22 protein-coding genes are annotated in these 26,076 nt (G+C 56.4%); 18 read left to right on the top strand and 4 right to left on the bottom strand.

Annotated elements, in window-relative coordinates:
- The first annotated feature begins 2 nt into the window (after positions 1-2).
- Genes AT959_RS20390 through AT959_RS05660 form a run of 5 tightly spaced genes read left to right on the top strand, consistent with a single transcriptional unit; the run spans position 3 to position 7,353 of the window.
- A complete protein-coding gene (locus AT959_RS20390) occupies positions 3-269 on the top strand; it encodes a PAAR domain-containing protein (RefSeq protein WP_083518235.1) in 267 nt (88 codons plus the stop codon).
- A gap of 35 nt (positions 270-304) precedes the next feature.
- A complete protein-coding gene (locus tag AT959_RS05675; protein WP_066881500.1) occupies positions 305-1,714 on the top strand; it encodes a hypothetical protein in 1,410 nt (469 codons plus the stop codon).
- A gap of 16 nt (positions 1,715-1,730) precedes the next feature.
- A complete protein-coding gene (gene tssM / locus AT959_RS05670; protein WP_083518239.1) occupies positions 1,731-5,576 on the top strand; it encodes a type VI secretion system membrane subunit TssM in 3,846 nt (1,281 codons plus the stop codon).
- A complete protein-coding gene (gene tagF, locus AT959_RS05665) occupies positions 5,573-6,556 on the top strand; it encodes a type VI secretion system-associated protein TagF (RefSeq protein WP_066881498.1) in 984 nt (327 codons plus the stop codon). Before tssM ends, tagF begins: the two co-directional genes overlap by 4 nt.
- Positions 6,557-6,558: 2 nt before the next feature.
- Complete coding sequence (locus tag AT959_RS05660; protein WP_066881496.1) at positions 6,559-7,353, top strand: OmpA family protein; 795 nt, start codon at positions 6,559-6,561, stop codon at positions 7,351-7,353.
- 43 nt (positions 7,354-7,396) lie between these two features.
- Here the strand turns inward: AT959_RS05660 and tssA are convergent, their stop codons facing one another.
- Genes tssA through tssJ form a run of 4 tightly spaced genes read right to left on the bottom strand, consistent with a single transcriptional unit; the run spans position 7,397 to position 11,281 of the window.
- Positions 7,397-8,476 (bottom strand): type VI secretion system protein TssA, encoded by a 1,080-nt coding sequence (gene tssA / locus AT959_RS05655; RefSeq protein ID WP_083518234.1) that lies wholly within the window; start codon positions 8,474-8,476, stop codon positions 7,397-7,399.
- Positions 8,477-8,521: 45 nt separating this feature from the next.
- Positions 8,522-9,295 carry a type IVB secretion system protein IcmH/DotU gene (gene icmH / locus AT959_RS05650; RefSeq protein ID WP_066881492.1) on the bottom strand — a complete coding sequence of 258 codons (774 nt, stop codon included), beginning with the start codon at positions 9,293-9,295 and terminating at the stop codon, positions 8,522-8,524.
- Positions 9,292-10,635 (bottom strand): type VI secretion system baseplate subunit TssK, encoded by a 1,344-nt coding sequence (gene tssK, locus AT959_RS05645; protein ID WP_066881490.1) that lies wholly within the window; start codon positions 10,633-10,635, stop codon positions 9,292-9,294. The genes icmH and tssK overlap by 4 nt, the downstream gene beginning before the upstream one ends.
- A 4-nt stretch (positions 10,636-10,639) precedes the next feature.
- On the bottom strand, positions 10,640-11,281 hold the full coding sequence (gene tssJ, locus AT959_RS05640) for a type VI secretion system lipoprotein TssJ (protein ID WP_276203671.1): 642 nt from the start codon (positions 11,279-11,281) through the stop codon (positions 10,640-10,642).
- Positions 11,282-11,443: 162 nt separating this feature from the next.
- Here tssJ and AT959_RS05635 point away from each other — a divergent pair, with 162 nt between their 5' ends.
- From AT959_RS05635 to AT959_RS21025, 13 genes are all read left to right on the top strand, one after another.
- Positions 11,444-12,064, top strand: a complete 621-nt coding sequence (locus AT959_RS05635) for a tetratricopeptide repeat protein (protein WP_066881483.1) — start codon at positions 11,444-11,446, stop codon at positions 12,062-12,064.
- A gap of 88 nt (positions 12,065-12,152) precedes the next feature.
- A complete protein-coding gene (gene tssB, locus AT959_RS05630) occupies positions 12,153-12,665 on the top strand; it encodes a type VI secretion system contractile sheath small subunit (protein WP_066881481.1) in 513 nt (170 codons plus the stop codon).
- Positions 12,662-14,146 carry a type VI secretion system contractile sheath large subunit gene (tssC, locus tag AT959_RS05625; protein WP_066881479.1) on the top strand — a complete coding sequence of 495 codons (1,485 nt, stop codon included), beginning with the start codon at positions 12,662-12,664 and terminating at the stop codon, positions 14,144-14,146. Before tssB ends, tssC begins: the two co-directional genes overlap by 4 nt.
- A 31-nt stretch (positions 14,147-14,177) precedes the next feature.
- On the top strand, positions 14,178-14,714 hold the full coding sequence (locus AT959_RS05620; RefSeq protein ID WP_066881473.1) for an Hcp family type VI secretion system effector: 537 nt from the start codon (positions 14,178-14,180) through the stop codon (positions 14,712-14,714).
- Positions 14,715-14,763: 49 nt separating this feature from the next.
- The gene (gene tssE / locus AT959_RS05615) at positions 14,764-15,243 is read left to right on the top strand and encodes a type VI secretion system baseplate subunit TssE (RefSeq protein ID WP_088178944.1); all 480 of its coding nucleotides are present in this window, start codon (positions 14,764-14,766) and stop codon (positions 15,241-15,243) included.
- Complete coding sequence (gene tssF / locus AT959_RS05610; protein ID WP_066881471.1) at positions 15,244-17,076, top strand: type VI secretion system baseplate subunit TssF; 1,833 nt, start codon at positions 15,244-15,246, stop codon at positions 17,074-17,076.
- On the top strand, positions 17,040-18,104 hold the full coding sequence (gene tssG, locus AT959_RS05605) for a type VI secretion system baseplate subunit TssG (RefSeq protein WP_066881470.1): 1,065 nt from the start codon (positions 17,040-17,042) through the stop codon (positions 18,102-18,104). The genes tssF and tssG overlap by 37 nt, the downstream gene beginning before the upstream one ends.
- A gap of 15 nt (positions 18,105-18,119) precedes the next feature.
- Positions 18,120-20,813 (top strand): type VI secretion system ATPase TssH, encoded by a 2,694-nt coding sequence (tssH, locus tag AT959_RS05600; protein WP_066881468.1) that lies wholly within the window; start codon positions 18,120-18,122, stop codon positions 20,811-20,813.
- A 35-nt stretch (positions 20,814-20,848) separates the two neighbouring features.
- Positions 20,849-21,322, top strand: coding sequence for a hypothetical protein (locus AT959_RS05595; RefSeq protein WP_066881466.1), 474 nt, complete (start codon positions 20,849-20,851; stop codon positions 21,320-21,322).
- A gap of 48 nt (positions 21,323-21,370) precedes the next feature.
- Positions 21,371-22,705: a type VI secretion system Vgr family protein gene (locus AT959_RS21765; protein ID WP_066881464.1), complete on the top strand. Its 1,335-nt coding sequence runs from the start codon at positions 21,371-21,373 to the stop codon at positions 22,703-22,705.
- Positions 22,674-23,525, top strand: a complete 852-nt coding sequence (locus AT959_RS21760; RefSeq protein WP_066881462.1) for a DUF2345 domain-containing protein — start codon at positions 22,674-22,676, stop codon at positions 23,523-23,525. Before AT959_RS21765 ends, AT959_RS21760 begins: the two co-directional genes overlap by 32 nt.
- Before the next feature lie 13 nt (positions 23,526-23,538).
- Positions 23,539-25,479 carry a lysozyme family protein gene (locus AT959_RS05580; protein ID WP_066881460.1) on the top strand — a complete coding sequence of 647 codons (1,941 nt, stop codon included), beginning with the start codon at positions 23,539-23,541 and terminating at the stop codon, positions 25,477-25,479.
- Positions 25,476-26,069, top strand: coding sequence for a hypothetical protein (locus tag AT959_RS21025; RefSeq protein ID WP_157651220.1), 594 nt, complete (start codon positions 25,476-25,478; stop codon positions 26,067-26,069). Before AT959_RS05580 ends, AT959_RS21025 begins: the two co-directional genes overlap by 4 nt.
- Positions 26,070-26,076: the final 7 nt, after the last annotated feature.

The following is a 26,076-nucleotide window of genomic DNA, read 5'->3' as shown; positions in this document are numbered from 1 at the left end:
AAATGAGCAAACCATTCATTCTTTTGGGTGACAAAACCGACCATGGTGGTGTCGTCATCTCTGCCTCGGAGTCGAGTGACTGTGAAGGCAAGGGAATCGCACGAGTCGGGGACAAAGTGACCTGTCCGAGAAAGGGACATGGCAGCGTTACGACGATCGTTACCGGCGATCAAACAGCATTAATTGATGGGCGCCCGGCAGCACGCCATGGCGACAAGACGGCTTGTGGGGCTAGCTTGATCGCCAGTCAGTCCCTGACGACCGATTAAAGCGCAGGTGCGCGATAAGCATATGTTGATTGATAATGTTTAGAGCACTTGGCGGAGGGCTGCTGACTTTTGCCATAGTCTGGGCCCTTGTGCTTGGATGGTGGCAGTCGAACGACCATGAGCCGAGCAAATCCGATCTTGCGCTCTATCTCGCCGCCTTGCCGCTGGCGCTGATTGGCGGTTACTGGCTGTTCCGGGTCTTTGTCGAGCATCTGAAGGCCCCGCCCAGCGTTGCCATGCCAAGCGTGGCTGCCACCCTTGATGATGATCCGTTGTCGAGTACAAAAGCAAAAACCGCAGCGGCTGAACGTTCATTTACCCATTGCCTGATCGATGCCTTCGTCGTTGCTGCGCCGGGTACTTCTGCCGATGATCTGCTATCTGCTGTTGATGCCGGCAAGCGTCCGGAACCCAGTTTTCGCGTGACCGATGAAAATGGCTTCCCGGTGTTCCTTGCCGAGGTAAGTGAACTCGATGTCGATGATGCGCGAGAACGTCTGGAAGCGGCCTCTGAATCAATGCGTCAAGTGGCCGAATATTCGGGCGTGGTACGCGCGTTGGCGCTGCTGGAGAGGCTGCTGGATGTGGCTCGGGAACCGGTTGAGCGCATTTTGCAGCAGGACAAGGATGGAATTTCTTTAAGGGTGCTCTGGATGATTCCAGCTGACTGGCCCCCCTCCTGTCATGCTGTCCTTCGCTCCTGGCTGCAGTTGAATCATTGGCCCGCTTTGGGTGAAGGCAAGCTGGAAATTGCTTTGCAAGCGGCAGTCAACGAGGTGGATGCAATGAGGCTGCTCGACGAGGCGGTGTTGCGTGTCAATAGGGGTTCCACTGGCAAGGAACTGACCTTGCTGTTGGGGGCAGCATCAAATGTGGACGAATTGACTGTGAGCAATTGGGCCGCTGCTAACAGCTTGTTCTCGGCTCAACACCAGCAACGGAAAATACCGGGGGAAGGGGCGGCTGCCTTGCTTCTCGCCAGTCGTGCAACAGTTGAACATCTTGGGCTTTCCGATGTGGTGGTGATCAGTCGGGCCAGTATTGGCACAAGGGATAAGTCGCTTGACGCCGGTGGCCGGATTGGTGGCAAGCTCATAGAGCAACTTGTTGCTGGATTACTTGATGCGCTTGCGCTCGAGAGTTCCCGGGTCAAGACGGTGATATTCGATAGCGATCATCGCTCCAATCATATTGCCGAGGCAATGGAGGGCGTGGGGCAGGATTTTGAACATCTGGAACCCGTCAAGGATTGCCTCGCAACAGGCACCGTCCACGGTGCGCTTCAACCCATTGGCAGCTTGCTGGCTCTCGCTTGTGCGCGGAGCAAGGTATTACTTACCGAAGCACCTGCCCTTTGTGTAAGCAATCAACACGAACTTGATCGGGCGGTGGTGCTGGTCATGCCGTTTGCCAGTCAAGTCGACACCAAATCCAGCCCTACTTGAGCAAAGACTATTGAAGATGTCGCAAATCCGTTCCTTACTCACTGATTCCCGTTTTCTCTCCTTTATTGGTGTCGCTGCTGTCACTGCTTTGTTCTTTCTTGGTGCGCAGACACTAAAAGTGGCGATGATCTGGGCTGCATTGGCCAGTCTGGCAATTTTCCTTGTTTGGGGAACTGTATGGCTGGTTCGCCGACATCGGGCACGCAAGGCGGGTGAGGCAATAGGCTCGATGCTGGAACAGCAGGGAGATCAGGTACAGAAACGAGCAGGACCGGCTACTGCAGCGGAGGTCGCCAAGCTCAAACAGCGCATGCAGGAGGCGATCAAAACAATAAAGACTTCAAAGCTTGGGCAAATGTCGGGAGCCGAGGCCTTATACGAACTCCCCTGGTACATCACGATCGGTAATCCTGCGGCTGGGAAAAGTACGGCGATCGTCAATTCCGGCCTAAAGTTTCCGTTCGACGATGGTGGCAATGCCATTATTCAAGGAATCGGTGGAACACGGAATTGCGACTGGTTTTTCACCTCCGAGGGTATTTTGCTCGATACGGCAGGGCGTTACTCGGTACATGAGGAAGATCGGGAGGAGTGGCTCGGCTTTCTTGGTTTGTTGAAAAAGCATCGATCACGGGCACCGATCAACGGGATTATCGTGACAGTGAGCATAGGCGAATTGATGGGAAATTCGCCCGCTTTCGCAATCAATCTGGCCAAGAACCTGCGCCAGCGAGTGCAGGAGCTTACCGAAAAACTTGAGGTATTCGCGCCGGTGTATGTGTTGTTCACCAAGGCCGACCTGATTCCGGGATTCCATGATTTCTTCCTTGATCTTGACTGGAATGAGCGGGACCGGGTCTGGGGGGCGACCATTCCATACGATCAGTCAAACGGTAATCAGTTGATTGCCTTGTTCGAGCAACATTTCGACGAGCTCTACGAGGGGGTGCGTGCGATGAGCGTCGCGCAACTTTCACGCCTTCAGGGCGAGCAGAGCTTGCCTGGTCTGCTCACTTTTCCGTCCGAGTTCGCTTCGATAAAGCCAGCCTTGCAAGCTTTCATTGCCACCTTGTTCGAGGACAATCCGTTCCAGTTCAAGCCCGTATTTCGTGGTTTCTACATTACGTCTGCAACCCAGAGTGCAGATATCAAACCTCTTTCCAATGATCGCATCCTGCGCAAGTTCGCCTTGGCGGGAGGAGGAACGGCTTCGGTTCGTGCCGCCTTGAACCATGGCTATTTCCTCCGAGAGCTTTTCTCGAAAGTGATATTCCCGGATCGAAATCTGGTTAGGCAGCACGCCAGCAAGGCGAAAGGTCAATTGCGACAGTTTGCGGTTCTCGGTGCGTTGTGCCTTCTCGGGTTGTCACTCGGCGGCTGGAGTTGGTCTTATTTCAACAATAGAAGCCTGTTGGCCAATGTTGAACAGGATCTCGCCAAAGCTGTCCGTATTCAGGAGGGGCGCATCGACCTCCAGTCACGCCTGGAGGCTCTGGAAATATTGCAGGACCGCCTGGCCCAACTTGAACGGTTTAACGAAGAGCATCCGATTTCGATTGGCCTTGGTCTTTATCAAGGAGGGCTGATGGCTGACAAACTGCGTAGCGAGTATTTCGCCGGTGTCAGCAATGTCATGCTGGTACCCGTCAAGGATAATCTTGAGGCCTTCCTCAATGAAGTAAATGCCCATGGCGATCAACTCAAGGCGCAAGTAAATTCGCCGAATACAGCCCAAGCGACACGAGGCACCGCCTCAAAAACCTACAAGGATGCTACGCCATCCGAGGTCGAAGATGGCTACAACGCCCTGAAGACCTACCTGATGCTATCCGGTCGTGATCATCTCGACGTGGGGCATCTGTCAGACCAGATTACCCGATTCTGGCGTGGCTGGCTGGAAGCCAATCGCGGCACGATGAGTCGCGAGCAAATGATCCGCTCTGCCGGGCGCGTTCTCTCATTTCACCTTGAGCACACCAACCATCCGGCGTGGCCGACTATCAACACCAACTTGGTGTTGGTCGATGAGGTTCGCGACAAACTGCGCCTGGTCGTGCGCGGCATGCCTGCGGCCGAGCGTGTGTACGCGGAAATCAAGGCTCGCGCGTCGACCCGTTTCCCGCCGCTGACGGTCGCCAATATAGTTGGACCTGATAATGCGGCCTTGGTGGCTGGTAGCCATGTTGTATCCGGGGCCTTTACCGTTGAGGCTTGGCGAGATTATGTTCAGGCCGCAATTAAGGAGGCTGCTACCAGTGAGCAGAAAAATGCTGACTGGGTATTGCAAACGTCAACCAAAGATGATCTGACCCTGGAAGGCAGCCCGGAGCAGATTCAAAAATCCTTGATCGCCATGTACAAGCGGGACTATGCGGAGGAGTGGAAGCACTTCGTTCAAGGAGTCAGCGTCTCTTCCTTTGATTCCTTTCCGGAGGCTGTGTCGGCGATGCAGCGCTTGGGCGATCCCCAGGGTTCGCCGATTGGCGCCGTGATCAAGGTGGTTTTTGACCAGACCGCCTGGGATAACCCGGCGATCGCCAATCTGGGTCTTGAACGTGCGCAAAAAGGGTTTATCGAGTGGTTCAAGCGCTCAATTTTGCAAATGTCGCCCAGCCGGGTGCAACTGGATGTCAATGTTTCGGCAAAGACAGCAGAGGTTCCGATGGGCCCGATTGGCAAGGAATTCGCCGGTTTTGGCCGCTTGGTCATGCCGCGTGACAAAGCCGATCCGTTGGTCGACACCTACCTCAAGCAGTTGTCCAAGATACGCACACGCCTGAATCAGCTAAAGAACCAAGGGGATCCGGGGCCAGGATCACTCAAATTGATGCGGGAAACGATCGATGGCGGTGGCTCCGAGCTTGCTGAAACTTTGCGTTTCGTCGATGAGCAGATGTTGACCGGAATGCCGGATGGTCAGAAAGCAGTACTCCGCCCGCTGTTGCTTCGCCCGTTGTTGCAGTCCTACGCCGCGATCATCAAGCCGGCTTCGGATGACTTGAATAAGACGTGGGAGGCCCAGGTTTATGAACCGTTCAACCGCAAATTGGCAATCAAGTATCCGTTTACCGCCAGATCCAATATCGAAGCATCACCGGTTGAGATTGCACAGGTATTCGGGCCGGAGGGGGCGATTGCCAAATATGTCGAATCAGCGATGGGGCCACTGGTTGTCCGCCGTGGCAACACCGTTACGCCACGGACCTGGGGGGATCTCGGGATAACTTTGCAGCCAGAATTCATGAGCGATTTTGCGCGCTGGGTTTCGCCGCTCGAGGGCGGGGCTGCCTCGGAGGCTGGAGCGGGAAGTGCCGGCCAGGCACAAACGGTATTCATGCTGCGCCCCCAAGCATCACCGGGAACGACCGGTTATGTCATTGAAATTGATGGTCAGAAACTGAGTTATCGGAATGGTGCTGCTCAATGGGCTAATTTCATTTGGCCGAATGCGTCTGGTTCTCCGGGGGCTCGTATTACAGCCACAACATTTGAAGGGAAAATCATAGAAATCATCAATATTCCTGGACGTTTTGGTCTGGAAAAAATGATCAACGCAGCTAAACGCACACGTCAGCAGGATGGAACTTTCCGCCTGACATGGGGAGGGGAAGATGTCGAGATTGCCGTCGATCTCAGATTGGTAAGCAGCGCTCAGGCGCAGGCAGCGGGTAAAAATGAAGAGGGCGGTGGGGCACGTGGTCTTGGCGGGCTTGTCCTGCCTAAAGGCGTTGCCACCTCAACGCCGAGCGGATACCCAAACCAGGTGGCCGAGGGCGTCGTTCCGGTCGGCGTTACGTCCCAATCGATACCGCAAGTATCACGTGCGACAGTGCCGGCGCCCGGAGCAGGGGGCGCATTATGAGCAATTCAATTGCCGCTTCGGCGACCTGCTTCGGGAAAATTCCATCGCGTGGCGATTTTGTAAAGGGAACCGGGCAGCACCAACTGATAAATCTACTTGATCGCTGGATCTCGCAGACGATGGAGCGTTGGTCGGAGGATCCGCGTTGGAAGATTGACTACGATAATGCCTGTTCAGTGGATTTTGCCTTTATCGGTGCCAAAAGCCGATTGTCGGTAGTCGGTCACTTGAAACCGAGTGCTGACTCATCGGGGCGCCGCTTTCCATTCATTACCGCTGCTACCGTAGAGCGGGATGATTCCCTGATGTTCCGTTGCGCGCCGGCCGGGCTTGAGTTGGCTTTGGGGGCCTTGGCTAAAACCTGCAATTCAGGTGTGGAGGGGGCGGAGATTGGACTACTGCAGGCCGAACTCGAGGCTATGAACTGTGCGGGTGGTTTTGAGTTAGCCATTCAGGCCGATCCACTGGGAAACTTTGTTCGTCGAACAACGATCGACTCGTTGGCGGGTATGCTCGAAGCAACAGGGGTCGAAGCGATTCGCCGGATTATTCTTGCCATCGGCCTATTGATGCGCCCTGTTCTGGGGCAAGGAATCGTTTCGGTCGAGAAGGATATCGTTCTTCCGCTGCCATCGGATGGGCAGCAGAGAAATCTGGTTGCCGGGCTATGGCTCTATCTCGTTTCAGCATTCCTGCGCAAAACAAGCGTCGAGATACAGCTTCTCATTGAGCATCGCAGCAAAGCCCCGCATCTCATTCTGGGCTTCAACGGGGCATCGCCTGCCACCCTTCTGGCGGCACTTTCCCCTGAGACCGTTAAAGAGAAAATTATTTCCCTGATCGACCCGGAATGGATTGATGACCAGCCCGATCTGACCAATGACTATGGTGTCGCCAAACTTTCAGCGTATCTCGCCCAGCCTCACATTCCCCTGGAGTTAGCCATCAATACCTTCAGAGAAGTTTTTTTAGGGGAATAAGCATGAAACACTCAGTACTCCTCAGCGCCTTGCTGTTCATATTTCAAGCCGTTGCCTTCGCTCAGGGAAATGCAGTTTCTGCTTCGTCCGTTGCTGAGGAAGCGGCCAAGGTAATCGCATCGGGGGCTGTGCCTGACGAGGCATCGCGTGCAGCTATTCTTGGCAAGCTGCGAGATCTCTACGGTGCAGCCAACGTGGTTGATCGTCTGGAAGTTGGTGGTGTGGTTCCACCTCCCAACTGGACGGAAAACATGACCAAAATTCTCAATGCCAACCTGAAGCAGATTCGCAAGGGGCAGGTGCAGGTCAGTGGCACCCAAATTGCAATCAGGGGAAATGTCACAAATGAAGCGTCACGTCAGCAGGTGGTTAGCGATCTGGCGACAGCATTGAATCCGACCTATACCGTCGATAATGGCCTCACTGTCTCCGGCGGTGGGGCTCAGAGTGTGCTGGATAAGACCTTGTCGAACCGCGTGGTTGAATTCGAGAGCGGCTCAGCAACACTGACGCCGGCCGGGCGGATCATCCTTGACGAGATGGGGGCTGCCATCAAGCAAGTCGGCACCCCGAAAGTTCAGGTAATTGGTCACACGGACAGTAGCGGCAACAGACTAGCAAATGTCGGGCTTAGCCTGGCCCGTGCAAATACGGTGCGTGCTTACCTGATCGACATCGGTATCCCTGGCGACTCGATGAGTGCGCTCGGTTCAGGGCCGGATCATCCGTTGACAACCAATGACAGCGCGGAGGGGAGAGCAAAAAATCGGCGGATCGAGTTCCGGCTTGCCAATTGACGTCAACTGCCAGAGGGGTTTGAGCCCCTATGGCAGAATGGTTTTAAGCGGACTCGCTGGTTTTAGCCTCGACGCCGAGCAACTCCTCCATCCGGGAGAGTGCCGTGTCATCCTTGACGATGCTCCGTAGCCACTCATGCAGTGGCATTCGCCCCCATTTGGCCGCCTTGTCGGCCAAATAGGCAACGGGACTATGCGGTTCTGTACGGCGGAAAAATTCTGCAATCTCTTTCAGTTGCTCAATTGCTTGATCCCGAGTGCTGATCGAAGCATTTCCGGGGACGCCACTCGCGCTGTTAATACTTGGTTCCAGCCTTTCGATCCCCCTTGGTGACGAGGTAATCAAAGTATTCCCTGCCGGTTTCACACTGTTGTCCCCGGCATGGCGACGAAAGAAATGGCAGATGTTATCCAGCGTATCGAATAGTGGACCGAAGCTTGGGGTGTCCTCGCCCATTTTTTGATCAAGTATGGTTTGTAGTGCTTTAACTGAGCTTTTGAACTGTTCAGCATCCTCCATTTGCACTTTGAAATAGCTTAAGGGGGTGTCCTTGAGCGCTGTTTCAAAAGCTTCCAGGCTGACACGAGCCGAGCGCACCAAATTATCGGCAATGCCGGGATTGCGTCCCATGCTTTTAGCCATTGCGCGCGCTGACTCGTGATCGGTTGAAGAAAAATTTCCCTTGGCGGATTGAGTCAGCGGTATTTCGCGAATCAATCGCAAGGTCTGGTTGGTCAACCAGTCGAAGACCCCGATTCGCTGTTCCAAATCGCCATCTTCTGGCAAGGGATGAATGTCATTCCAGAACTCTTCGCACAAGCTGCCGAGTAGCGCGTAGCCATCTGCCAGTCCAGCCAGGCCTGAGAGCTTACCTTTTGCTTCGATCAGCCAAGCCACTACCCGCATATCCTTGGTTTTTTGGGTAAGAAGTTCTTCGCTACTGCGAATTACCTTTTCCCAGTTGGCCTCCTTGAATTCGGATACCCACTCTCCCTGAGCCAGGGTCGGGTCATCAAAACGACGAGCCTCCTGAATTGCATCGAACTCAGCGGAAAAAATCATATCTTCGCCACAGAGATCATGAGTGGATTCCAGTGGCCGAAGCAGATGTTCAAAACTCATTGTTGTATACCTTGCTCGAAAGAATATGTTTGAACGGTGTAGCGGTCAGGGAAGGGTTATGGTCAACGTGGGCGCGCGCGGTGCCAGTTGAATGATGTTTTTGAAGGGGGATAGCGCTTGCGCAACCGTGTTATCGGCATGCCAGTTGAGTCCGGCGTAGGCCATCAGACCGAGCAAAGCAAGCACGGACGTAATGACCCAAACAGGGATGTCGCGCTTGATGGCGTTGGCAATGCTGTCCGGGGCCGCCCAGTGCGGGGCGAAAGCGGCTGCCTTTCCCTTGATGTGCGCGATTTGTTCGCCAAGCTGAGATGTCAGGTATTTCAGTTTCTCCGGGCCTTCCAGCAAATAACGCCCTTTGAAGCCGACGAGCAGGCACATGTGGAAAACCTCCAGTGCGTTTATCCGACTGGCGCCGCCATTGCGGGCGGCCTCAAGTTTGTCGAAAAAGTGTTCACCGGCGAGTTGGTCGCCGAAAAGCACCAGTTGTAGCGGTCGACGCTCCCAAACTTCACGAATATTCATTCCCGAGGCGAGAATGGCTTCGTCAACCGCAGCGCAGAACGCGTACTTTGCATCAAAAATGTCTTCGGCATTGAAGTTGCATTTTTTGGCTATTCGTTCGAATTGATCGAGGAATTTCTGAATGTTCCCGGAAAACTCGTCGCTGTCTTTTGGGTTGCTGCGGTTGTGCAGCAAGATCAGCATGTAAAAGCCGTCATACAACAAATCGACAAGGCTTCGGGCCGGTTGCTCGCTAGCTGGTTGCTGGGCGTCTGCATCTGGAGCGACGGAAAAGAGACTGGGGGCAAGGGTCATGGTGTAACGGCAATCATTTCAATTTTGAGATCACGGTAGCTTTCCGGCGCGTAAATCATCACTGATTGAGCCTTCAGCATCCGCTCATACAACTGGCCGTGGGCATCCAGTGCGAAGTAGCAGGCACCGGGGCGAACCGGGATAGGCGCCGGGACTTGTGCCGCATGGGTGAGTCGGACGCCGGACATGGCGGAGAGCACAAGCTTTTCGACATCGTCCGGGGCGCCGATTTTGATCCGTAGCGGAATCGACTCGATGATTTCGGACTGTGGGTGAGACGCCGTAATGGAGAGATAGAAAGCTGTTTCGCCGTTGATTTTTTCCGAGTCCAGATGTCCTGCATAAAAAGCCTGTTTGGGCTGGCTTAGGGAAATTGCGAAATAGCGGGTGGAAATCACGGTATCGAGCAATTCACGCAATATCTGATCGATGCGGGTGAAGCAAGGGCCAGGTTGAAGATGGTCGTAGGGGGGGAGGTCGTTCAGCGAGTGGCTCTTGGAAAAGGTCATGAGCCCGCCGGCCAGGCGCAGCAATTCGAGAAACAGACGCTCCGGTGAACTGTCCGGGTTGCGGAAAAGGTGAGTCAACGTGGCGCAAGCGCTACTGGCAGTGTGCAGGAGCCAGAATGACGCGATATCGCCGGATCGAAATTCGATGATGTTCTTGGACGGCTCGCGGTGAAAGCCATAAAGCGCCTCGACTTTGGCCAGCAAGGCATCGATTTGGCGCCGTAATAGCATGTACAGGCCTGGAGAACTGCGCAGACTGGCGGAAGGCGGGATAAATGAAGCATCAACCTCGAAGCCATTGCTCGAGGTGCGGCGAATCCGCGTGATGGGTAGGGTTAGAAACTGATCGCGAGGCTCGTTGGCTGATTTCAGATGACCAATTTGACTGAGCGTTGAAATGTCCGCTTCTGCAGCGTCGGTAAAGAGATCCGATGTGTCGCAAGGGACGATCAGATAGCGCGCCTGGCCTGAGTTAGCGGTGTTTTCCACGCAGTTTCCACCGTGCGCGTTGACCTGATGTAGCGCAAGGAAGAATTCCGTTGTCCCTTCTTCAGATACGGCTGAGGCAAGGGATAGTGGCGGTGGCAGAAGATCGGTCCCTGGTGCCACGAAGAAATCCCCGTTGGGAAAAATTACATCGATCCGGTTGAAGCGGAGAACACCGTTTTTCAGTGACTCAAGGTCAAGATTGATATCACGCACCCCCCAGGCGAATGGGTTGGCCGAGAGCATGCTCTTTTTGCTGTGGGCCTCGGTGTATGCATCTTGTTGCTGAAAGTGTTGGGGGCGGAGGAATAGTCCCTCACCCCACAGGATTTTTGCATTGTTCATTTTTTCAGGATTGGTATGGGTTGCATTGCACGCCAACCAGTGACTGAACGCTATCAGGACTGATCTCGGCGACCAGGGCACCCTTGCTGGCGGTAAGTGCGCAAGCGTGGGCGCCAACGGTAATACCTGCATCAAACGATTTTTTTGTGTCGAATGCGAGCTTCCAGCGATACGAGTAGGGGGCACGAAACAGGCCAACAACGCCAATCGTTGTCGCATCGCCCGGAACCTTTAGTTGGAGATCGTAGGTCTTTCCGGGCAGGAGGGTGATTTCACGGACTAAAATCAATTCCTCGCCTAGCGCCTCCTTTTCGCCATCCGTTGTGGAGGTTTGCGGATAGGTTAGTGTTTTCAGGCGCTCCGGGGAGCGCAGAACGTACATCTTCAAGACCAGCGATAGCGGTTTCCCGTTATTGGTCAGATTCAATTGGTCGCCGGCAAATACCCGAACCGACAGGTCTGTCATCTTCTTGCTCGGGTCGCCGCCGTCCTTTTTTATCACCCCGGACACTTCCAGCACCATACCGACCGCACTGCCTGCCATTTGCAGGGCCGACATTGATGCGCATCCTGAAAAAAGTGTGCAGAGCAGGGCTAATGCCGCTAGCGATGGAGAGATAAAAAGTATTTTGTTTGCCGATGTCATGTTGCTGCTTTTGTATATGCAAAATGGCATAAACATAAATAAACAAGAATCAAAAATATGCATTTGTATTGATTGTTGCCGGGCCCGTACTGTACTATTTCGGTTTGATCAAAGCAAACCAATTGGCATTTTATATGCAGTACGAATTTATGAGGAATGCGTATGTTGTCCCTTGAGAGTCTTCGCTATGTACTTGTTTTTGGTTTGATTGGTGCGTTGTCTGGCTGTGCGACCAATAGCGTCCCGATGAGCCAGGATGAATTTCTGGCGGCGATGGATAAATCCAGTCTTAGCGTTGACTCCCTGCTGAGTAAAGGGAACGAGGAGGAGGCGGTCAAGGTTCTTGGTGATTTGGCCAAGAAAAATCCTGGGCGCAAGGAACCTTGGGTGCGCATGGCAAAGGTTTATTTCGATGCCGAGAACTATGCGCAGGCGATCGTTGCGTCCGAAGAGGCGCTGCAGCGCGATACGACAGACCGCACTGCGAAAAGCATTCGAGCTGTTTCTGGGTTGCGGGTGGCTACCCAATCCTTGTTTGATCTGCGAAGTGACGTCGAGTTGAAGGGGAATGCCCGCTCCGATGCGGTTGGCCTGGCAAAAGTCATGCGGGAGACGCTGGGTGAGGATGTCTTGGTGCCCCCGGCTGAGCTTGAGGCCAGGAAGAAGAAGGAGGCAGCCATGCGGGCAAAGCCTCGCCCGATTCCAAAGAAAACAGATGGAATGACTGATGCGACACCCGCCTCGGCCTCATCGGGGGCCAATCCATTCAGTGTGTTGCGGTAAGCGCTAGAGCGGTTCCGCTTTTGTCCTGGAGCCTTTGGGCTGGATGGCTCCGCGAAATTGTTTTGAATATCCATTCGGGAGAAGTGTTGTGGCGAAAAAAGAGAGTGTTCAAAAGCGCCTGCAGAGAGTTCGTCCGCCGCGCGTTCAGTTGACCTATGACGTCGAGATTGGTGATGCACTTGAAGTCAAGGAGTTGCCGTTTGTGGTGGGCGTTCTCGGTGACTTTGCCGCGCAGTCCAAGGAGCCACAGGGCAAGGTGCGCGACCGCAAGTTCGTGAATGTCGATATGGATAATTTCGATGACGTCATGGAGGCCATGGCGCCACGTACAAGTTTTCGCGTGAAGAACCGTCTGACTAATGACGGCGGCGAGATGGGGGTCGATATCCAATTTGAAAAATTCGAGGATTTTCGGCCAGAGTCTGTTGTTCAACAGGTCGAACCGTTGCGCAAACTACAGGAAGCTCGCGCCAAACTGGCCGACCTGCGCAACAAGCTCGCTGGCAATGAAAAACTTGAGGATCTGCTCAACGATGTCCTGAACAGCACCGAGCAACTACACAGCCTCGGCAGTCAGAAAAAGGAAGGGGAGCTGCAATGAGCGTTCAGCAGGCGGTGATGAGCGATGTCGGTCATGTTCGGGAATCCGGTCTGCTTGATCAGATCATCGAAGAGAGCCGGGTCGCGCAATCCGATCAGGAAAAGAACCGGGCGCGGGACATCATCAGCGAACTGGTCAATCAGGTTCTCGACGGAGAAGTAATCGTTTCCGAAAATTTGGCGGCATCGCTCGATGCCCGGGTGGCGGAACTGGATCGCCTGATTTCTGAGCAGTTGAGCGAAGTCATGCATGCGCCGGAGTTCCAGGCGCTGGAAAGTGCATGGACCGGTTTGCATTACCTGTGCAAGCAAACCTCAACCGGGCAGCAATTGAAGATCAAACTCTTCAATGCCTCCAAGCGTGAACTGGTCAAGGATTTCAAATCGGCTATCGATTTCGATCAGAGTGCGCTGTTCAAGAAGGTCTATGAGGAAGAGTTCGGTACCTTCGGGGGGGCGCCCTTTGGGACCTTGATCGGTCAGTTCGAACTGAGCCGCCAGCCCGAAGATATGTATTTCATCGAACAGATGTCACATATCGCCGCTGCCTCACACGCCCCCTTCATTGCCGCAGCATCGCCCCAGCTCTTTGGTCTGGACTCCTACACCGAGCTCGGCAAGCCGCGGGATATGGGAAAAGTGTTCGATACCGTCGAATACGCCAAGTGGAAATCGTTCCGCGAGTCGGAGGATGCGCGCTATGTCGGTCTTGCCTTGCCCCGTTTCCTCGGGCGCTTGCCTTACAACCCGATCGATGGCGAGGTGACCGAAGGCTTCAACTTTGTTGAAGAGGTCGATGGCACGAACCACGACAAGTATCTGTGGTGCAACGCCGCCTTTGCCTTCGCTGCCCGCCTGACCACCGCCTTCGAAAACTACGGCTGGTGTGCTGCCATTCGTGGCGTTGAGGGCGGTGGTCTGGTTGAGGACCTGCCAACCCACACTTTCCGTACCGATGATGGCGAAGTGGCACTCAAGTGCCCGACGGAGATTTCGATTACCGACCGTCGCGAAAAGGAATTGAGCGACCTCGGCTTCATCCCGCTGGTCCATTGCAAGAACACCGACTACGCCGCCTTCTTTGGTGCCCAGTCGGCCCAGAAGCCAAAGAAATACGACACCGACTCCGCCAACGCCAATGCTTCCTTGTCGGCGCAGTTGCAATACATGTTCGCGGTGTCGCGCATTGCGCATTACATGAAGGCCATGATGCGCGACAAGATTGGCAGCTTTGCTTCGGCGGCCAATGTGCAGAACTACCTGCAGCGCTGGATCGATCAGTACGTGACGGCAGATGATTCCGCGTCACAGGAAACCAAGGCGCAGTTCCCGCTACGGGAAGCGTCAGTCGAAGTCAGCGAAGTGCCCGGACGGCCCGGTGTCTATCGGGCCGTGTCGTTCATTCGGCCGCACTTCCAGCTTGACGAACTCTCGGTGTCTTTGCGTTTGGTCGCCGAGTTGCCGCAATCCGGCAAAAACTGATGGTCTCTAACATTCAAGGAGAAAGCACGAAATGAAGGATATTTACGTTGAGTTCAAGGGCAGCGACATCAAGGGGGACTCCCGCGATGCCAAGCACAAGGATACGGTCGAGGTCTATAGCTGGAGCCATTCGATGCGCCAGCCGAAATCGGCGACCGCGTCAGCCGCCGGCGGTCATACCGCCGAGCGGGTAGAGCATGGCGAGATGATTTTCACCAAGGATATCGACGGCTCCAGCCCCAAGCTCTACCAGGCTTGTTCCTCCGGCCTCGTGGTCAGTGACGTGATCATTTATTTCTATCGTGCGTTCGGCGGTCAGAACACGACCGGCAACCCGTCGGCCACCCAGAATCGTCACCAATACCTGAAGATCGAATTGAAAAACGTCATCATTGCCTCGGTTTCGCCGGCGGTTGATGAGGAAGGCATTCCCAAGGAAAGCTTCTCGCTGAAATACTCGGCCGTGAAGTGGACCTACGACGAGCTGAATATCGACGGCACCAAGTCCGGCAAGGTCAATATCCAGGGCGCCTGGAATCTGGCCAAGAACACACCGAACCTGACCTGATCGCATCTTTGCTGAGCAATCCGGCGGAAACGAGTTTCCGCCGTTTTTTATGATCAAGGGTTTCGAGCCTTCCCTCTTTGACAAACTGTTCGACGACCTGCCGGTCGGCGCGGCACGGCGTCGTCTGTCGCTCGAACAACTGAAAGACTCGGTTGCCCGTGATCTGGAAGCACTTTTGAATACCCGGGTCATCCTTGATGAAGGATTTGATCAGGCCTTTCCCCTGGCCGTACGTTCGGTCGCCGGTTTCGGCCTGGCCGATTTCGCCGGACTCAGTCTGGCGAACGTGCATGACCGGCGGCGAATCTGTGCCTCGATCGAGGCGGCGATTGCCGCCCATGAGCCTCGTCTGCGCGAGGTTCGCGTTGATCTTGAATTGCATCGCAAGACGGTGAACGCCCTCTATTTTTCGATCAATGCGGTACTGGTGGTCCGCCCGGCGCAGGAGCCGGTCAGTTTCGACGCGCTGTTGCAACCGACCAGCCTGCAATATTCCGTTACCCGGCATCGGCCGCGGCTGGGAGCCTAATTGGAAGACCTGCTTCCTTATTACGAACGCGAACTGGCCTTTCTCCGCCAGCATTCCCGTGAGTTTGCCGAGCGTTACCCAAAGCTTGCCGCCCAGTTATTGCTGTCGGGCGAAGGCTGCGATGACCCGCATGTCGAACGGATGATCCAGTCGTTCGCACTGTTGACGGCGCGCGTCTCGAAAAAGCTGGAAGACAGTTATCCGCAATTCACCGAAGCCTTGCTGAATGTGCTGTATCCGCACTATTTGCGGCCCTTTCCGAGTTGCTCGATCGCTCATTTCGAGCATGCGGCAGGAGACCTGTCGTCAATAGCGACCGTCAAGCGGGGCACCGAACTGCTGTCGAGGCCGATCAAGGGGGCTGCCTGCAAGTTCAGAACAGCCTGGGATGTTGAACTGGCAGCGGTAACGATCGGCGAGTTTTTATTCGATCCGATCGCCAGTGCGCCCAGCGAGGTCCGCCTGCCGGTCGGCTGCAATGCCATTCTTTCTTTTGCCCTGTCGTTGCGCGGCGCTAATACCGAAGCCGGCTTTCGCAAAGTGGACAAGTTGCGGCTCTATATCGACGCCGAACCCTCGGTGGCTTCGGCGCTGCGCGACGCCTTGTTCCTGCGCACGCTCAAGGTCTATGCGGTCGGGGCCGATCAACGCTGGCGTATCGCTCGTGCCGGCCTGATCGGTGAGGTCGGCTTTGCCGATGACGAAAGCCTGATCGAAATGCCGGATACGGCGCACGGTGCCTATCGTTACCTGACCGAATATTTCTGTTTTCCCGAGAAATTCAATTTTTTCGACATCCGTATGGCGGATATTCCGTCCGGACTGCTCGCCGAAGGAAAGATAACGCTGCATATTGCGCTGGGGGATCTGCGTGCGGACAGCGATGCCTCCCGCTTGCTGCAGACATTGAGCGCACAAAATCTCCGCCTGGGCTGCGTCCCGGTGGTCAATCTGTTCGCCCAGCGCGGCGATCCGATCCGGATCAGCAACCGGCAGACGGCCTATCCGGTGGTCGCGGATGGTCGGCGGGCCTACGCCTATGACGTCTATTCGATCGACTCGGTACGGCGTGTCCGGCAAACGCCGCAAGGCGAATCGATTACCGAGTTCCGTGCCTTCTTCTCGCTGCGCCATGGCGAAACGCCGGAGCGAAACGGCTATTACTGGTATGCCCAGCGCGATCACATGGTTGCCGAGACCAGCCCCGGCTATGAAACCTCGCTGTCGATCGTCGATGCCGATTTCGACCCGGTGCAACCGAAGACCGACGTGCTCAGTCTGCAACTGACCTGTACCAATCGCGATTTGCCGACCCTGATGTCGGTCGGCCTGCCTTCCGGTGACCTCTTTCTCGAGGGCGGCTCCAGCGTGCGCGCCATCAAGCTGTTGAGAAAGCCGAGCCAGCCCTGTCGTTTTGATCATCGGCGCGATGGGCAGTGGCGCATCATCTCGCACCTCTCGCTCAACCATCTGTCGTTGTCCGCCAATGGGCTGGCTGCCTTTCAGGAAATGCTGGCCCTCTACGATCTACCGCGAACCGCCGCCAGCCGGCGTCAGATCGAAGGTGTCCTGGGCATCGAACAACGGGACCAAACGGTGTGGATGGCCGGCAAGCCGTTTGCCTGCTTCATCCGAGGCCAGGAGGTCCGGTTGACCATCGACGAATCGAGTTTCGTCGGCAGCGGCCTTGATGTCTTTGCGCGCTGCATCGACCGCTTTCTCAGCCTTTACGTCAGCCTGAACAGCTTCATCCAGCTGGTGGTGATCTCGAAACGAACCGGAGAGGAACTGATCCGATGCGTACCCCGCAACGGCGACTCGATCCTGGTCTAGTCGAGCACAGCCTGCAGGCGCCCGAGCGCTACGAGTTCTTCCAGCTCGTGCGTCTCTATGAGATTTTTTTCCGCAAAGATGCCCGGGGCGGCGGGGCCAATGTGGTCAGCGAGCGGATACGTTTCCGCAATTCGCTGCGCCTCGGCTTTGCGCCGAGCCAGGTGGATGCAATGCTTCCCGCTTACCGGAAAGACGAGGCAGGGCTGGAAACCGGTGAGCTGGAGCGGGTTGCCATCACGCCAAGTTTCATCGGCATGCTGGGCGTCAATGGCACGCTGCCGATTCACTATACCGAGCAGGTCATCAACCATGAGCGTTTCAAGCGTGATGAATCGGGCCGGGCTTTCCTCGACTTGTTTAGCAACCGGGCGGTCGGCCATTTTTATCGCGCCTGGAAAAAGTACAAGCTGGCCATCCAGTACGAAACGGATCGCCAGAATCGCTTTTTGCCGCTTGTCCTGGCGCTGACCGGGCTGGGTTTTGATTCGCTGCGCACCCGCCTGAACGAGGCGCCGGGGGCCATCGATGACGAGTCGATCGCCTATTTTGCCGGCCTGCTGCGCCAGCGCCCGGTTTCTGCCGAGTCACTGCAGCGGGTGATTGGCGGTTACTTCCGGGAGACGGTCGAGGTCGAGCAATTTGTCGGCAGTTGGTATGTCGTACCGGCCGATCAGCGCTCCGCGCTGGGCACGCGCAACATGGCACTGGGTGGCAGTTTGCTGCTCGGTGAGCGGGTCTGGCAGCGCAATCTGCGCATTCGTATTCACATCGGCCCCTTGTGCCACGCGCGCTATATGGCCTTCCTGCCGCAAGGCGAACTGGCCGCCGCGCTGGAAAAGCTGCTGACGCTGGCCACCGGCGGACAGTTCGAGTACGAAATCTGTCCCATCCTGCGCGCCGCCGATGTCAAACCGGCTGTGCTTTCGGCCGCCCAGGGCTGCCGCCTCGGCTACGACAGCTTCGTGCTGAGCCACCCGGCCAGCGTCGACCGCGGCGATACCCGCTATCTCACCCATTTCACTCACTAATCACGAAGCAAAGCGATGAGCACCTCACTGAAGACCTTGATCAGCAAACTGAACACTACCTGCCGCCAGGCGGCTGAGCGCGCCGCCAGCCTGTGCATGGCGCGCAGCAATTACGAGGTTGATCTGGAACATCTGTTGATGGCGCTTCTCGAGCAGCCCGGCAACGATCTACTGGTGATCGGCAAGCGGTGCGGCATCAGTCAGAGCGGTCTGGAGCGCGAGCTGAGCCAGGAAATCGACCGCTTCAAGAGCGGTAATACCCGGACGCCGGTTTTCTCGACGCATATCCTCAAATTGTTCGAACAGGCCTGGCTGCTTGCTTCGCTGGATGCCCGCTTGCCGCGGATTCGCTCCGGCCATTTGTTGTTGGCCCTGCTGACCGAGCCGGAGCTATCACAACTGGCGTTCCGGGGTTCGAAACTGCTGGCCAAGGTCCGGCTGGACGAGCTGAAGCATAATTTTGACGCGATCACCGAAGGCTCGGCCGAAGCAGCCGAACTGGCCGGCATGGCCGCCGCCGAGGCGGGAGAAGAGGCGGGCAACCCCTTGCTCGCGGCCGGTGCGCATGCCGGCAAGACCCCGGCCCTCGACCAGTTCACCACCAACCTGACGCAGCGGGCGCGGGAGGGTAAGGTCGATCCAGTGATCGGCCGCGACGGTGAAATCCGGCAGGTGATCGATATCCTGATGCGCCGCCGGCAGAACAATCCGATCCTGACCGGTGAGGCCGGCGTCGGCAAAACTGCGGTCGTCGAAGGGCTGGCCCTGCGTATTGCCGCTGACGACGTGCCCCCCCCGCTGCTCGGCGTTGAACTGCACACGCTCGACATGGGGCTGTTGCAGGCCGGGGCGAGCGTCAAGGGCGAGTTTGAAAACCGTCTGAAGAATGTCATCGACGAGGTCAAGAAAAGCCCGAAGCCGATCATCCTGTTCATCGATGAGGCGCATACGATGATCGGCGCCGGCGGCCAGTCCGGCCAGAACGATGCGGCCAATCTGCTTAAGCCGGCCCTGGCCCGCGGCGAGTTGCGCACGGTGGCGGCGACGACCTGGGCCGAATACAAGAAGTATTTCGAGAAGGATGCGGCGCTGGCCCGCCGTTTCCAGGTGGTCAAGGTCGAGGAGCCGAGCGAGGTCCTGGCCTCGGCAATGCTGCGCGGCATGGTGCCCTTGATGGAACAGCACTTCGCGATTCGGGTTCTGGACGAGGCGGTGACCGAGGCGGTACGCCTGTCGCATCGTTACATCAGCGGTCGGCAACTGCCGGACAAGGCGATCAGCGTGCTCGATACGGCCTGTGCCAAGGTGGCCCTCGGCCAGAGTGCGACACCGGCCCTGATCGACGAAGCCGACAAGCGCCTGCTGCGCGAGCGCGCCGAACTGGCCGCCCTCGAGCGCGAGGCAGCCAGTGGTGCCTGGCACGATACGCGGATCAAGGAATTGAAGGCGCAGATGGCGGCAGTCGAGTCCGATCTGGCGATCTTCAAGGCCCGCTTTAATGAGGAGAAAACCCTGGTCAGCCGGATTCTGGAACTGCGTGGGGCGCTGGAAAACGACAGTCCTGCGGTCGACCTGCCCGAAAAGGCAAAAACCAGGGGGCGGAAGAAAGAGGCGGTGGCCGGCGACAGCGAACTGGACAAGGCGCTGGCCCGCCTGCGCGAGTTGCAAGGCGAGTCGCCGATGGTGCCATTGCAGGTCGACGGCCATGTGGTGGCAGAGATCATTGCCGCGTGGACCGGCATCCCGCTGGGCAAGATGGTCAAGGACGAGATCAAGACCGTGCTCAACCTGAAACCCTTGCTGCAGGAACGGGTGATCGGCCAGGACCATGCACTCGAAGCGGTCGCCCAGCGGGTACGGACGGCCCGGGCCAATCTCGAAGATCCGAACAAGCCGAAGGGGGTTTTCATGTTTGCCGGCCCGTCCGGTGTCGGCAAGACCGAAACCGCCCTGGCGCTGGCCGACATCCTGTACGGCGGCGAGCGAAAACTGGTCACCATAAACATGAGCGAGTACCAGGAGGCGCATTCGGTGTCCGGCCTCAAGGGCTCACCGCCGGGCTATGTCGGCTATGGCGAAGGCGGTGTGCTGACCGAATCGGTTCGCCGTAACCCTTACAGCGTGGTCTTGCTCGATGAGGTCGAAAAGGCGCATCCCGATGTGCTCGAGCTGTTCTTCCAGGTCTTTGACAAGGGCGTGCTCGACGATGCCGAAGGTCGTGAAATCGACTTCCGCAATACGCTTATCATCCTGACCAGCAACGTCGGCTCGACCCAGATCATGCAGGCTTGCCTGAACAAGCCGGCGGCGGAACTGCCGGCCGCCGATGCACTGGCCGACGCCTTGCGCCCGGTACTTTTCAAGTCATTCAAGCCAGCCTTCCTCGGGCGTATGAAGGTCGTCCCGTATTACCCGATTTCGGACGAGGTGCTGGTCAGCATCATCGAACTCAAGCTGGGCCGCATCCGCGACCGTATCGCCGCCAACCACAAGGCCGAGTTCGTCTGGGACGACAAGCTGGTCGAAGCGGTGCTGGCCCGTTGCACCGAGGTCGATTCGGGGGCGCGCAACGTCGATCACATTCTCAACGGCACGCTGTTGCCCGAAATTGCCGAAGTCGTGCTTGCCCGCATGGCAGACGGCGCGGCCGTCGAACGCATCAAGGTCGGGGCCGGCAAGAACGGCGAGTTCAAGTACGCCATCAAGTAAATCGCGATTTCCGACCATCATCCGGAGGCTCACGCATGCTCAATCTGAACTATGCCAATTTTGCCAATGCTTACCGGCGCTACGCTGCGCTGGAGACGGACAGCTTGTTCAACAGCCTGGGCTGGGCCGAGAAGGCGGGAACGCCCGGCTATGTCCGCAACGGGGCAGTGCTGACCAGCCTGGCCCTATTGAGCGGCGGGGCGCCGGTCTGCGGCTCGCTAATGATCGAGGCCGGACCGTTGGCTGGCCGCAAGGTCTGCCATGGCGCCAATCGGCTGGCCGAGTGGCTTGCCGTGCGCCATACCGCGCCGGAAATCATGCCGCTCGAAAAAAGCATGGCCGAGGTCTGCTACGCACTGTTCGGCCGGCGCGGCATCGTTGCTTTCATTCAGGGCAGCGGGCCGCAAGGTGGTTCGATGGCGCTGCTCGATGGCCGTAATGCCGGGCCGGTCTGTGCTGCCGCCGAAGGCAAGCACCCGCTTGAAGTTCGCTTCTGGGCGCTCTCCTGAGTCGCCGCCCGCGCTTTTTGCCCCATTTCACTCGTTGACCGCAGGAACATGAACAGCATCCTTGATTTGATCGCCGGCGGCGCCGGCTGGCGCCAGAGCGACCGGCTCCTGACCCTGAGCACGCCGGCCGGTGCGAACGCCCTGTTGGCCGAAACGGCACGCATCGACGAAGCCCTCGGCCCGCTGGCCGAGCATGCCGGTTTTCGCATCGAACTGACGGTGTTGTCGAGCAATGCCCAGCAGTCCTTGACGGCACTCCTTGGCCAGCCGGCCCGGCTCGATCTGCAAACAGCCGCCTCGCGGACCACGCTGCGTCCCTTCCACGGCCACATCACGCGGCTGGTCCGGGAAGGCGCCAACGGCGGTTTTGCCCGTTACCAGCTGACCCTCGAACCCTGGCTGGCCTTCCTAGGGTACAACCAAGACAACTTCCTGTTTCAGGACAAGAGCGTCGTCGAGATCATCGACGAATTGCTCGGCGACTGGAAAGGGCAAGGCAAGCTGGTGCCTGAATGGCGCTGGGCTTTGGCCGATACCGCCGTTTACCCCAAGCGCGGCATGACCGTGCAATACCGCGAAAGCGATCTCGCCTTCCTGAAACGCCTGCTCGCCGAAGAAGGGCTCTTTTGCTGGTTCGAGCACCAGGCCGATGCGGGCGACAGCTTGGGCAGTCATACGCTGGTCATCGGCGACCATAACGGCGTGTTCGTCGACAATGCTCAGCCCCGCATCCGCTATACCCAGGCCGGCGCGACCCTCGCCGAGGACAGCCTCGACCGCTGGCACGGCCTGCGTCAGCTCGACACCAGCGAGAGCAAGGCGAGCAGTTGGGATTACCGGGCGCTCTCGAACCGCCCGCAAAGTGCTGCCAGCACGGTGAACAATGGTGCCGTGCCGCGCACCGTGGCCTGGCATGACCCCGGTCAATATGCCTGGCAGAACGCCGCCCACGGCGAGCGCATGTTGAACAACCAGCGTCAGGCGATCGATGCGCGCCTGAAGCAGTTTCACGGCGCAGGCAGCGTCCGCGCCGCAGCACCGGGCACCACCTTCCTGCTGGCCGATCACCCGGAACATGACCGGGACACGGCCGAGCAGCGCCGCTTCCTGATCACCGCCATCACCCACCATGGCCGCAACAATCTCGGTGAGACCCGAATCGGGATGATGCCCGCGGTCGACCCGCAAAAAAGCACAAAAACCAAAGATGAGACGGTCGACCTCTATCGCAACCAGATCACCGCCATCCGCGCCAGCCTGCCCTGGCGTCCACTACTCTCCGACAGCCATGGCCGCATGGTCCATCCGCGGCCGACCATCAACGGCACATTGACCGCCATCGTCGTCGGCAATGGCCAGCAAAGGCAGCACGGCCGCCAGTAACGGCAGCATCAAAACCGTCGAGGGCGGCACCGGTACCGTGCCCGTCTGGAGCGAACCACGCCTCCAATACAGCGCGCCGGCCGGCATCGCCCTGCTCACCCCGAAAAGCCATATTCTGGCCGCCGGAAAAAACCTCAGCATCGCCAGCAGCCAGGACAGCAACCTGATCGCCCAAGGCAACCACAGCCTGGCGGTGAAAAACGGCATCGCGCTGTTTACCGTCGGCAAGGCCAGCAACCCAAAGAAACCGAACACAGAAACGGGTATCCACCTGCACGCCGCCAGCGGCAAGGTCAGCCTGCAAAGCCAGAGCGGCAAAACCACCGCTGCCGCCGACAAGAAAGTGACTTTCGCCAGCACCAACGGCAGCCTCAATGCCAGTGCCAAACAGAAAATCCTCGCGACTGCCCAAGGGGCCTACCTGAAAATCGAAGGCGGCAACATCGAACTGCATGCGCCGAACAAGGTGGAGTTCAAGGCGAGCAAGAAGGATTGGACGGGGCCGAAGAGTGCAGCAGTGGAGTTGCCGAGTTCCCCCGCTGCAAACGAACTGAATTTGGTTCAAAGCGAGGCGAGTGAACGTTCAACCTATAGTCAGCGCATCAATGTCGCAGGATTAATTGGTGGCGACCCTGAAAGTGGTTCGTTGTATGCGGCAATGCCTTACGAGGCATACAACGAACAAGGACAAAAAATCGCTGCCGGACAATTGAGCGCGGACGGCTCAACTGGCGCCATTTCAACGACAAAGCCGGAAAAAGTAAAAGTCGTCATCAGCCAGGGCGACTGGCTCTTTTTTCAGGATGTAAACCACCTCTGAGCGAGAACCTACGATGAATGCACAGACCGATGCCGCCTTGCTCGAAGACGACCAGGCAAGCGCCGAAACCGTGGAGGAACAGGATGGCCCTCCATCCGAAGATGCCACGAGCGAGAAAAATGCCAATCCGCCGACGCTCGATATCAACTTCCTTGCACTGGACGGCTCGCCCATTGCGAAAATGGGCGTTGCCATCCGCTGGGAAGGCGGAGAGCTACTGGCCCGCACCGATGCCGATGGCGCCATTCCTCCCATCGAAGCACCTCCCGGAGACACACTGAGCATAGCCGTCCAGCGTTTTGACGGAAGCTACAAAAAAATAGGCGAATGTTGCATGCCGTCGAGCGATGGCGTTTTGACAGCAGTTAGCCCCAACATTGTGGTCGAGACAACTACAGAAAAGCATGAAGGCAAAGCGGGCAACGCCGAGGAGCGCATCCCGAAGCCGGAGCAGGGTGATCTTGGCGATCTGAGTGCTGCATCGAAAGAATCCGAGCCAAACGAGACTGCGCAACCAGCCGGTGAGGCAGAAACCAAACGCGCCGAGACGGCCAAGCCTGCGCCTGCCGACAACGACAAACATGCCCAACCGCCTAAACCAGCCCCCAAACCCAAAGCACAACCCAAGGCGCCTGAAATCAAGGCCAAGCAACAAGCCGACAAGCCGCCGCAACACATTTCCGGCAAGGAAGAAGTCAAACCCAAACTGGAAAAAGGTCGCGACGAAAACGGCAACCCGCTGGCCGTGATTACCCAGAAAGCTATCGACTGGTGGAACAGCTGGCGCATGCCCACGTTCAACCTGTGGGGAACGCCTGCCTCCTCTGCGAAAGGTGGCACCGTGCCGGCCACACCGGTCAAGGTCGATGCCGAGATGGTCAAGAAGGTCGAGGCATTGCTGGCGTTTGCGCGGGAGCAGACGGAGTACCTCTATACGGAAGGGACTGCCGGGGTACTGGCTTCGATGGGAAAGGGGTCGTTTAAGCATGCAAAAAAAGAGAAGGAAAGTGAAACCCCCAAGGGGTTGTGCTACACCTATGTCAAAGTTGCTTTGAGTCGTTGCAAGATTGTCAGCGGCATTTTGGCGGACAACAAAACCAGCACGGCGCAAAGTGAAGCGGATCATTATTCAATGCAGGATTCGGCTAGCAAGGCAGGTCCTGCGCTAATCGCCAAGGGATTTTGGGAGGTCACGAAAGAAGTGCCTGATTTACGCTGGGCCGCAGCTGGTGACATCATCGTCTATACGTGGTCAGAGGCTACTTGGAATAAAGAAAAAAAGCGAAAAAACAACAATTATCCCAATCATGGTCACATCGATATCCGCAGTTATACCAACTATATTAGCGATCACATTCCTAAATCAGGTCACCCTAATTGGACTCGCTATAACGTTATTGGAATTTATAGAAAAATCTACGACGTAGAACCAGTTTGGCGGATCAAGGCATTTTTACGGTGTCTACGTGAACGTGAATGTACCGAAGAGGCAGACGATGCTAAACGCTATTTTCTACTTAATACCGCAGTCCCCGGTACGTCAGGGCGACGTTTCAGCGACGACAAAAAGCACCCTTGGGCTGCTATTTACGAAAGTTCTGCATTTGACAACGACAAAAGTTCCGCTGGCGCGTATCAATTCAAGCACGATACTTGGAAGGATTTATTGGAAAAAAATATTGTTTGCATTCCAGAGGGAGGGAAGAAGTTTGACAAAATGGCACAAGATCGTCTAGCCGTTGCGTTGATGGGGGAAAATCCCTGGAAGGGCAATAATGGTGAGAATAGTGCCCTCAGCGATATCAGACGTGGCGACATCGATTCAGCAATCAATAAGCTGAAAAACACATGGAGTTGCTTACCTGGGGCTGGCGAGGATCGTGGATTAAGCAAGAATAAATTTATGGAAATCTATAACAAATATTACGAGCAAGCCAAAAGAGGACTTATATGAGGCAACTGGTGAGATTTTTTATTCCATTTTTTTTCTCACTATGGGCAATTCATGCGGAAGCGCAAGCAGCCAATCTTGATACGGCAATAAAGGTGATTAGATCATTTTACAAGGAAAGCGAGGCCAATATTGATGCTGGTGAGTTTTCTGGAAGATACTTCCCTGAAAAAAGGTGCCGCCTTCTAAAGAAATATTTCTCAACAAAAACCTTAAAGGATGGTGGGGCTCAACTTTGCAAACTCCCTCCTCTTTTAACTCGCTACCCTGGTTACGAGTTAAATTTTGAAGGGAGCTACGACCCTGCCCCAAAATATAAAATAGTTACTACATCAATAAATGATGAGCGTGCCGAAATCGCTATTGAAATGATGCCTAGTGACGAAAAACGCGATTTTGTTGTTGCGCGGACAGAATGGGTCTTGCGATTTTCGGATAATGGGTGGCTAATCTATGGCGCACGAATTTGCGATAGCTATGTCAGTCAAAAGAATGCCGAGATTTTGAAATCAAGGCATAACAGCACATTTGGTATATATCGTTGTACGGATTTTGGCGAGCCGCCATTGGGACCGAATTTGACACCTAATTAACGAACTA

Origin of the sequence: Dechloromonas denitrificans (assembly GCF_001551835.1) — a bacterium.
GTDB classification, from domain to species: domain Bacteria; phylum Pseudomonadota; class Gammaproteobacteria; order Burkholderiales; family Rhodocyclaceae; genus Azonexus; species Azonexus denitrificans.
Note: the sequence above shows the minus strand (reverse complement) of the source record. Positions and strands in the feature narration are given on the sequence as shown.

Excerpts from the sequence above, each read along its gene's own strand:
- tssE (WP_088178944.1), top strand. The coding sequence starts at position 14,764 with ATGATCAAGGGTTTCGAGCCTTCCCTCTTTGACAAACTGTTCGACGAC.
- AT959_RS05580 (WP_066881460.1), top strand. The coding sequence starts at position 23,539 with ATGAATGCACAGACCGATGCCGCCTTGCTCGAAGACGACCAGGCAAGC.
- tssM (WP_083518239.1), top strand. The coding sequence starts at position 1,731 with ATGTCGCAAATCCGTTCCTTACTCACTGATTCCCGTTTTCTCTCCTTT.
- AT959_RS21765 (WP_066881464.1), top strand. The coding sequence starts at position 21,371 with ATGAACAGCATCCTTGATTTGATCGCCGGCGGCGCCGGCTGGCGCCAG.
- tssG (WP_066881470.1), top strand. The coding sequence starts at position 17,040 with ATGCGTACCCCGCAACGGCGACTCGATCCTGGTCTAGTCGAGCACAGC.
- AT959_RS05620 (WP_066881473.1), top strand. The coding sequence starts at position 14,178 with ATGAAGGATATTTACGTTGAGTTCAAGGGCAGCGACATCAAGGGGGAC.
- AT959_RS05675 (WP_066881500.1), top strand. The coding sequence starts at position 305 with ATGTTTAGAGCACTTGGCGGAGGGCTGCTGACTTTTGCCATAGTCTGG.
- tssC (WP_066881479.1), top strand. The coding sequence starts at position 12,662 with ATGAGCGTTCAGCAGGCGGTGATGAGCGATGTCGGTCATGTTCGGGAA.
- tssJ (WP_276203671.1), bottom strand. The coding sequence starts at position 11,281 with ATGACATCGGCAAACAAAATACTTTTTATCTCTCCATCGCTAGCGGCA.
- AT959_RS21760 (WP_066881462.1), top strand. The coding sequence starts at position 22,674 with ATGGCCAGCAAAGGCAGCACGGCCGCCAGTAACGGCAGCATCAAAACC.
- AT959_RS05595 (WP_066881466.1), top strand. The coding sequence starts at position 20,849 with ATGCTCAATCTGAACTATGCCAATTTTGCCAATGCTTACCGGCGCTAC.
- AT959_RS21025 (WP_157651220.1), top strand. The coding sequence starts at position 25,476 with ATGAGGCAACTGGTGAGATTTTTTATTCCATTTTTTTTCTCACTATGG.
- AT959_RS05635 (WP_066881483.1), top strand. The coding sequence starts at position 11,444 with ATGTTGTCCCTTGAGAGTCTTCGCTATGTACTTGTTTTTGGTTTGATT.
- tssK (WP_066881490.1), bottom strand. The coding sequence starts at position 10,635 with ATGAACAATGCAAAAATCCTGTGGGGTGAGGGACTATTCCTCCGCCCC.
- tssA (WP_083518234.1), bottom strand. The coding sequence starts at position 8,476 with ATGAGTTTTGAACATCTGCTTCGGCCACTGGAATCCACTCATGATCTC.
- icmH (WP_066881492.1), bottom strand. The coding sequence starts at position 9,295 with ATGACCCTTGCCCCCAGTCTCTTTTCCGTCGCTCCAGATGCAGACGCC.
- tagF (WP_066881498.1), top strand. The coding sequence starts at position 5,573 with ATGAGCAATTCAATTGCCGCTTCGGCGACCTGCTTCGGGAAAATTCCA.
- AT959_RS05660 (WP_066881496.1), top strand. The coding sequence starts at position 6,559 with ATGAAACACTCAGTACTCCTCAGCGCCTTGCTGTTCATATTTCAAGCC.
- tssH (WP_066881468.1), top strand. The coding sequence starts at position 18,120 with ATGAGCACCTCACTGAAGACCTTGATCAGCAAACTGAACACTACCTGC.
- AT959_RS20390 (WP_083518235.1), top strand. The coding sequence starts at position 3 with ATGAGCAAACCATTCATTCTTTTGGGTGACAAAACCGACCATGGTGGT.